This is a genomic window from Nocardioides sp. CPCC 206348 (assembly GCF_048654705.1).
Lineage (GTDB): Bacteria > Actinomycetota > Actinomycetes > Propionibacteriales > Nocardioidaceae > Nocardioides.
This window is the reverse complement of sequence record NZ_JBMCZA010000153.1, coordinates 1-8,437: the sequence shown is the minus strand read 5'-3', so window position 1 is coordinate 8,437 and position 8,437 is coordinate 1. Positions and strand designations below refer to the sequence as shown.

General features: G+C 69.4%; 6 protein-coding genes. 3 read left to right on the top strand and 3 right to left on the bottom strand.

Translation table 11 applies throughout. From position 1 onward, the window contains the following. Positions 1 to 135: 135 nt before the first annotated feature. Both ACOADB_RS10715 and ACOADB_RS10710 read right to left on the bottom strand, forming a co-directional pair. Complete coding sequence (locus ACOADB_RS10715) at positions 136 to 354, bottom strand: hypothetical protein (protein ID WP_378598040.1); 219 nt, start codon at positions 352 to 354, stop codon at positions 136 to 138. Then, positions 354 to 1,793 (bottom strand): glycosyltransferase, encoded by a 1,440-nt coding sequence (locus ACOADB_RS10710; protein ID WP_378598038.1) that lies wholly within the window; start codon positions 1,791 to 1,793, stop codon positions 354 to 356. Before ACOADB_RS10710 ends, ACOADB_RS10715 begins: the two co-directional genes overlap by 1 nt. Before the next feature lie 178 nt (positions 1,794 to 1,971). On the opposite strand from ACOADB_RS10710, the gene ACOADB_RS10705 reads away from it, so the two are divergent. After that, the gene (locus tag ACOADB_RS10705) at positions 1,972 to 4,074 is read left to right on the top strand and encodes a putative bifunctional diguanylate cyclase/phosphodiesterase (protein ID WP_378598036.1); all 2,103 of its coding nucleotides are present in this window, start codon (positions 1,972 to 1,974) and stop codon (positions 4,072 to 4,074) included. Here ACOADB_RS10705 and ACOADB_RS10700 read toward each other — a convergent pair. Continuing rightward, complete coding sequence (locus ACOADB_RS10700) at positions 4,014 to 5,465, bottom strand: diguanylate cyclase (RefSeq protein ID WP_378598034.1); 1,452 nt, start codon at positions 5,463 to 5,465, stop codon at positions 4,014 to 4,016. The genes ACOADB_RS10705 and ACOADB_RS10700 overlap by 61 nt on opposite strands. 152 nt (positions 5,466 to 5,617) lie before the next feature. Here ACOADB_RS10700 and ACOADB_RS10695 point away from each other — a divergent pair, with 152 nt between their 5' ends. Next, positions 5,618 to 7,942, top strand: a complete 2,325-nt coding sequence (locus ACOADB_RS10695; protein ID WP_378598032.1) for a molybdopterin cofactor-binding domain-containing protein — start codon at positions 5,618 to 5,620, stop codon at positions 7,940 to 7,942. A 9-nt stretch (positions 7,943 to 7,951) separates the two neighbouring features. Continuing rightward, a complete protein-coding gene (locus tag ACOADB_RS10690) occupies positions 7,952 to 8,434 on the top strand; it encodes a (2Fe-2S)-binding protein (RefSeq protein WP_378598030.1) in 483 nt (160 codons plus the stop codon). The last annotated feature ends 3 nt before the right edge of the window (positions 8,435 to 8,437 follow it).

The window sequence follows — 8,437 nt, the reverse complement described above, 5'->3', positions numbered from 1 at the left end:
TGCTCGCGGAGGCGTCCGCCCAGTAGTCACCTCCGCTGATGGAGGTGCGAGCGAAGAGCCTCGAAGCCCGCTCGGGGGTTTCGAGGCTCGTCGCTGTGCTTTTCGCTGTCTCCTCGCACCTCCACCACCGAGGCGTCAGTGGGGGCCGTCGGGGTAGATGCTCCGGGTCTCGGCCCGGGCGTACCTCCGCGGCAGGTAGTCGCCGACGTAGACCTTCGGCAGCGCCTTGGCCACGGTGAGGGCCACGTAGATGACCGTGTTGATCGCCACGAACGCCGCGAGGATCGCGAACGGGTGCGAACGCACGAGGGCCTCGGGGAAGAGGATGCCCAGGGGTGACAACAGGCTGCTCATCAGGCATCCACCGTTCGGTGCGTCGGGGTCTGGACGACGGTTCCCCAGCTGGCCGTTCGGCCCAGCGACATGTCGATGATCCCCTTGAGATAGACGATGTCGAGGAACAGTGCGTAGGCGAGCTCCGGGAAGAGGGTGGCGGCGAGGAGGCGGGCGCGCCAGCCTCCGGGCCACACGGTGATGATCCGTTCGACGGTGAAGACCATCCCGGTGCCGAGCCAGAACGGGAACCACACCCACGAGTCGAACGACAGCGTCATCAGCGCCATCATCAGCAGGTAGGACATCAAGGCGATGACGCCGTACCCGATGCCGAGCTGCTGGGCCCAGTAGCGGAAGGTCGCCGGCCGCATCCCGTACTCGCCGAGGTTCTCCAGCGCGCCGCGCTGCCACCGCAGGCGCTGGACCCACAGGCCGCGCCAGGTGGGCATCACCTCGGTCACGACGGTGCAGTCGGCCGGCGAGATGACCAGCCCGCCCAGGGTCTTCAGGGCGAGGGTGATCTCGTTGTCCTCGGTGAGCACCAGGGTGTCGTAGACGTCGCCGGGCACGCCGGGCAGCATCCGCCCGCGCTCCTCGGCGACCGTGCGCAGGGCACGCGGCCGGAAGACCGTGGCGGTGCCCGTGAGGACGAAGACCCGGCCGCGGCGGCGACGGAGGTCGCGGCCGTACCGGAGGTACTCGTTGCGCTGGAACTGGCCGATCAGGCCCTTGCCCTCCTCGCCGTAGAACAGGCCACCGATGGCCATCAGGCCCCGGTCCTCCGTCATCCGGCGCACGACCGCGTCCAGGAAGCCGGCGTCGAGCGAGGTGTCGGCGTCCATCACCATGACGAGGTCGTTCTCGCCCTGCGCGGGAAGCACGCGGGCCAGTGCCTGGTTCAGCGCACCGGCCTTCTTGTGCACGTTGCCCTGGCTCTCGATCACGTCCGCACCGGCCCGGAGGGCGAGGGCGACCGTGTCGTCGGTGCAGTTGTCGGCGACCACGATCACGCGTTGGGGCCGGTACGACTGCGCGAACAGCGCGGCCAGGGTGCCGGTGATGGCCTGCTCCTCGTTGTGGGCGGGCACCAGGACCGTGAGGGTGACCTCTCCGTGGAACTGGCCACGGGTCTCGGCCATCACGTGGCGAGGGGACAGGGGGAGCCGGTGGCCGTCGTCGCTGCGGCGTGCCCGGTTCGCGATCCGGCGCTCGAGGAGCGCGACACCGGCGGCGAACAGCAGCGCCAGTCCCGCCGCGGCCGCGAGGGTCGAGACGCTGGGCATCTCCGTGTCGTAGAGCAGGTGCCAGGCCCCCAGGACCAGGCCGTCCTTCGGCTCGGCGGCCCTGCTGGCGGTGTCGGAGACCGACCACCACAGCAGTCCGGCGCCGATGGCGGCGGTGCCGAAGATCAGCACTCCGACTGCCCGTTGCAGTCCTTGCGTCCCGGATTTCTCCATGTCCTCGACGATAGGGAAACGCCGCCTGTCCCCGCCGGAGTACGACGACAGGGTGGCCGATCGTCGACGAAATCGGGACCGAGGTCCCGATTTCCTTGGTTCGAGCAGGGAATGGCCGAAGGAACGGTCACGTGGGGGCACCGAACGGAGTCGGGCACCCCGGACGACTGGAGGGGCGATGGAATCCCGAGCGGAGGACACCGCACTGCGGGCGAGGATCGAGCGCGAGGATCGCCTGCGCCTGATCATCGAGGCAGCGCCGAGTGCCATGATCGTGGTCGACGGCAGTGGTCGCCTGGTGCTGGTCAACTCCGAGGCGGAGCGGTCATTCGGCTACACGCGCGAGGAGCTGCTCCTGCTGCGTGTCGAGGACCTCATCCCGACCCGGTTCCGCAACCATCACGACGTCGAGCGCGACGCGTACTTCGCGCACCCGGACCGCCGCGGGATGGGTGTCGGCCGCGAGCTGTTCGGCCTGCGCAAGGACGGCACGGAGATGCCCGTCGAGATCGGCCTGAACCCGATCGTGATCGACGGTGAGCGCTTCGTGCTGGCGTCGGTCATCGACATCACCGAGCGGCTCCGCGGCCAGGCTGCCGAGGCGGCAGTCCGTCACGACGTGCTGCGCCGCTCGATCCTGGACACGATCCCGTTCAGCATCATCGCGACCGACCGGCACGGCCGGATCGTGACCGCGAACCCCGCCGCCGAGTCGCTGCTCGGCTACCGCGCCGGGGAGCTGATCGACACGTCGCTGACCGCGATCGACGGTGCCGGACGTCGTACCCACGGTGACGGCACACCGATCCTCGGCGATGCCCACGGGGACGACAACGAGTGGGTGTACCGCCACCGGGACGGGCGGATGATCCCCGTCCAGGAGGCCATCGTGCCGCTGGAGTCCGACAGCGGGGAGGACTCCGGGTTCCTGGTCGTGGCCTACGACATCACGCACCGCGTCGAGGACCGCAAGCAGATGGAACACATGGCCACCCACGACGGACTCACCAACCTGGCGAACCGTTCGCTCCTGGTGCGGCACCTCGCGGTCACCCTCGAGGAGGGCGCGAGCTCGGACCTGCACACGGTCCTGCTCCTGCTGGACCTCGACCACTTCAAGCGGATCAACGACTCGCTCGGCCACCACATCGGGGACGAGCTCCTGCTGGTGGTGTCCGAGCGGCTGCGGGTGTGGACGCGTGAGGACGACTTCGTCGCACGTCTCGGCGGCGACGAGTTCGTCATCGTCTTCCACGACGTGCCGCCGGACGCCGAGCTCGACCGCCGCATCAACGGACTGATGGTTGACGTCCTCGCACCGGTCGTGGTGCACGGGTACGAGCTCGTCGTCACCGGCAGCATCGGCGGCACCCGGTTCCCCGTCGACGCGGTCGATCCCGGTGAGCTGTTGAAGCACGCGGACATCGCCATGTACCAGGCCAAGGCAGCCGGCCGGAACAACGTGCAGTGGTTCGAGCCGGGAATGCTCGAGGAGAACCACGAGCGGCTCGCGCTCTCGGCTGCCCTGCGCCAGGCCCTCGACCAGGACCAGCGTGAGCTCTCCCTCGCCTACCAGCCCCAGCTGGACCTGGCGACCGGCGAGGTCGTCGGCGTCGAGGCGCTGGCCCGCTGGACCAGCCCCACGCTCGGTTCGGTCCCTCCGGACCGGTTCATCCCGGTGGCCGAGGACGGCGGCATGATCGCGCCACTCGGCAGCTGGGTCCTGCGTACGGCGTGTGCCGCGCTGGCCGCGTTGCAGCTCCAGATGGGGCGTCCGCTGCGTCTCGCCGTGAACGTCTCGCCGCGCCAGATGCGGGGGAGCGCCTGGCTCGACGAGATCGCGCAGGCCATCGAGGAGACCGGCATCGCGCCGGAACAGCTCGAGGTCGAGATCACCGAGGGGCTGCTCATCGACGACCACGGCGACGCGGTGTCGATGCTGGAGTCCTTGCGGGCAATGGGCGTGACGATCGTGGTCGACGACTTCGGCCGCGGCTACAGCAGCCTCGCCTACCTGACGAAGTTCCCGATCGACAAGATCAAGATCGACCGCTCCTTCGTGCAGGAGATCACCAGCGTCGACCACAACGCCGCCATCGTGGACGCCATCATCGTGATGGCGCACGCCCTGGGCATGACCGTGGTGGCCGAGGGTGTCGAGACCGAGGCCCAGGAGTGCTACCTGCGCGAGCGCGGTTGCGACGAGGTGCAGGGATACCGCTACAGCCCGGGCGTTCCGGCGGGTTCGGTGGCCATGGTCGCCCAGGCGCTCGGCACCTGACCGGTCGTTGCCGACCGGTTGCAACCGGCCCGCTTGGCGTCGTACATCGCCCTGTCCGCGGCAGTGATCAGTGACTTGCTGGTGCTCTTGCGATCGGACAGCACGTAGCCGACGCTCGCGGTGATCCGGTCGAACGGCGCGTCGGCCGTCGTGCCGTACGGCTCGGCGACCTGCAACCGGACCCGCTCGGCGAGGGCGTGCAGGTCCTCGACGGAGGCCATGCCGGGGCAGGTGATGACGAACTCGTCGCCCCCGAAGCGGGCCACCAGGTCGCCCGGGCGTACGGCGGCGCTGATCCGGTGCGCCATCTCGTTGAGCAGGAGGTCTCCTTCGCGGTGCCCCCATGCGTCGTTGACGAGCTTGAAGCCGTCCAGGTCCAGGAAGATCACGCCCACGGCGCGGGGTGCGACGCGCGGCCGCTCCAGGTGCCTGTCGAGGTGCTGCACCAGCAGCGTGCGGTTGGCCAGCCCGGTGAGCGGGTCGTGCAGCGCCAGGCGCCGGAGCTCGGCGATCAGTGCGTTGCGGGAGTCGCGGGTCAGCGACAAGGTCAGCACCACCAGGGTCAGGCTGCCGACGGTGCCCTGGGCGAGCAGCGCCTGCTCCTCGGCGGCGATGCCCCGGAGCGGGCCGCGGTCCAGGAAGGTCGCCCACACGATGAACGTTCCGGCCGCGGCCAGGAACAGGCTGCTCGTCGTCGTCGAGTAGCGCAGCGACACCCACATGGCCGGCAGCATGATCGCGAAACCGGTCGGCAGGCCCGGGTTGAACCAGAAGATCCGGGCGAACAGCGCGGTCACGACCACGGCGCACACGACCGACTCCGCGACCCGTGCGCGTGACAGGCGCGGGGGAGTCCAGCGGACGTCCTTCAGGCGAAGGACCACCGCGACGCCGGTCAGCGCGGTGACACCGTTGCGCACCGCGAACAGGGAGAAGGTGCGCACCAGGTTCTCGTGGTGTTCGTGGGCGAAGTACGCGACCGCCAGCGCCGCTGCGACGAGCGCGCCCACCGTGACGGCGCCGACCAGCCGCGCGAGGTCCGCCGGGTCACGCAACGTGACCGAGCGGCCGCCGTACCGAAGGGCGGAGGTGGTGACCGCGGCGAGGGCGAGGTTGACGACGGCGAACCAGACGGCCAGCTGGGGTTCGGCTCCGGTGGCCAGGGTGACCCCGGCGGTCAGCACGGTCAACAGCGTCCAGTGGACCGCGGCCGGGACCCGGGGGAGCCCGCTGGCGTGGATGCCCCACAGGACCGCGACGGCCGCGGCGGGCCAGGCCAGGGAGATCTCGCTGCCGTCGACGCGGGTCGCCCGACCCACGAGGATCGCCAGCGCACAGGCCACCGCGAAGCCCAGCAGGGGCAGCGCGGTCCGGACGAGGCGTCGAGCCACGGCCCGCTCCACTTCTCTCGACGGATGTGCGTTTCCGATCGACAACAGGGGGTGTGATCGGAGGAAAAATGCCGCACTGATCTGGTTGAACCGTTGACCAATCCGCGGCTCCCGTGGTGCAGTGACAGTCGTCACATCTCGGGGGTTGGCACATGGGGAACGAAGAAGCGCGGGAGCCTGCCGCGAAGCTGAGCCGACGATCATTCGTCGGGTACGTCGTCGGTGGCACCAGCCTGATGGTGATGGCCGACCTGACGCTCGGAGCGAGTCCAGCGAGCGCGATTCCCATTCCGTCGCTGCCGCAGATCCCGGAGCTCTACGACCTCAACGACTTCCTGACGCACTGCGCCCTGCCGACCGCGAACCAGATCGGGATCCGGGTCGACGAGCAGGGCGACGCCCACTTCGCGCTGCCCCGGATGGAGGTCGGCCAGGGGATCACCACCGCAGCCGCGATGCTGATCGCCGACGAGCTGGACCTGCCCCTCGACCGGGTGCACGTGACCCTCGCACCCGCTCGTCCGGAGCTGCTGTTCAACCAGCTGACGGGTGGCTCGAACACGATCGTCTCGATGTACACGCCGATCCGGGTCGCCGCCGCGGTCGCCCGCAAGGCACTTCTCGAAGCGGCCGCGATTCAGCTGGGCGCCGTACTCAACAGCCTGATCGCGAAGGCCGGGGTCATCAGTGCGCCCAACGGCTCGTCCGTGACGTACGGCGACGTGGCCACTGCTGCTGCCTCACCGAAGACCCGGCAGGTCAGCGTCAGGCTCAAGGCGGCCGCCGAGCGGACCATCGTCGGCACCCCGCAACGGCGGATCGACGCGCTCGACGCGGTCACCGGTCGCAAGCAGTTCGCCATGGACATCGACGTCCCGGACGCCCTGCCGACCATGGTGTGCCGGGCGCCCGGACTCAACGGGAAGCCGGTGTCGGTCCGTAACGAAGCCGCGGTGAAGGCCATGCCGGGGGTGACACACGTGGCGATCATCGCCACGGGGGTCGCGGTGCGGGCCCGCACCTTCGGCCAGTGCATCGACGCCGTGCGGGCCCTCGACGTCGAGTGGGACGGCGGCACCGTTCCCGGGAAGTCGTCGGCCGACGTCCTCAAGGAGCTGCGCCGGGCCCAGCTCCCGCTCGCCGTACCGAAGCTGGGCGCCACGTCGGTGGAGGCGGAGTTCATCTTCAACTTCCGCAGTGGATCCGCGCTGGAGCCGAACTGCGCGATCGCCGACGTACGGTCCGACTCCGCGACCATCTGGAGCGGCCTCAAGTCGCCGATCACCGCGCAAGGACTGATCGCCAAGGAGCTGGGCCTGCCGCAACGCAAGGTCACCGTCCACGTCGTCCAGGGCGGCGGGTCCTTCGGGCGCAAGCTGTTCAGTGACGGGGCGATCGAAGCGGCCCGGGCGTCGAAGGCGTTCGGCGCTCCGGTGCGGCTGATGTGGCACCGGGCCGACGAGCCCCGTCAGGGCCGGGTGCATCCGATGGCGACCTCGCGCATCCGCGCAACGGTGCTGCTGGGCAGCGTCATCACCTTCGAGCAGCGCCACACCAGCGTGACCACCGACTTCACCCACGGGCTCGGCGAACGCCTGACCGCCGAGGCAGCAGCGCTGCCGACCGGACTGGGCAACCTGACCTTCTCGGAATCGGTCTTCATGCTGACCCAGGAGCTGCCCTACAACTTCGGCGTCATCACCCAGCTGCTCAACGAGACCGACAACGATCCGCGACGGTTCAACACCAGCTCGGTGCGCAACATCTACTCGCCCGACGTGGCCACGGCCAACGAGCTGATGGTCGATCGTCTCGCATCCCGCCTCAAGCAGGACCCGGTCGCCTTCCGTCGCGCCCATCTCAAGAGCGCGGTCGTCAAGCGGGTGCTCAACCGCGCCGCCGAGCTCGGCAACTGGGGCAAGGCGATGCCCGCGGGCACCGCGCAGGGGATCGCGATCCACAAGGAGTACAAGGGCGCGACCGCCGTCCTGGTCGAGATCGACTGCCGTCCCGAGACCGTCAACCGGAAGGTCCGCGACGCGGTCACCGGGCCCCGGGTCACCAAGGCGCTGGTCGTGATCGACGCCGGCGTCGTCATCAACCCCGCCGGCATCAAGGCCCAGATGATGGGTGGCTTCATGGACGGCATGGCGCAGGCCCTGACGTACGGCAACCACCTGGTGGACGGGCACTTCCTGGAGGCGAGCTGGGACAACTCGGCGTACACGAGGCAGTGGAACACGCCCTTCGACTTCCAGTGCGAGGTGCTCGACTCGGAGAGCAAGGAGCCCGGGGGAGTCGGTGAGGCCGGCGTGGCGGCGTCGATGGCCGCCGTCGCCTGCGCCTACGCCCGGGCCACCGGGAAGATGCCGACCGAGTTCCCGATCAACTTCCACGATCCGCTGCACTTCGAGCCCAAGTCGTTCATCCCGTCGGTGCCGCAGTCGCCGACCGACGGCCTCTCCTACACGTCCTGAGGTGCCCTGATGCCCACGCACACCTTCAAGCTCAATGGCGAGACCGTCACCGTCGAGGTCGAGGACGACGTCCGCATCCTCTGGGTGCTGCGCGACATCCTCGGTGTCACCGGTCCCAAGTACGGCTGCGGCATCAACGTCTGCAAGGCCTGCACCTCGCACATCAACGGCAAGGCGTTCAACCCGTGCTCGGTCCCGGTCGACGCGATCGGCGAGGACGACGAGATCACCACGATCGAGGGCCTGGCCGACACCGTCGAGGGTGACGGGCTGCACCCGATGCAGGACGCGTGGCTGGAGCACGACGTCGCCCAGTGCGGCTACTGCCAGCCGGGCCAGATCATGACCGCCGTCGCACTGGTCAACCGCGTCCGCCAGGAGGGCCGCGCGATCACCGAGGACGACCTCGACGCGATCCGCAACGTGTGCCGGTGCGGGACCTACTCCCGGATCCGGGACGCGGTGCGCACGGGCGCGGAGATGATGGGCTGAGAC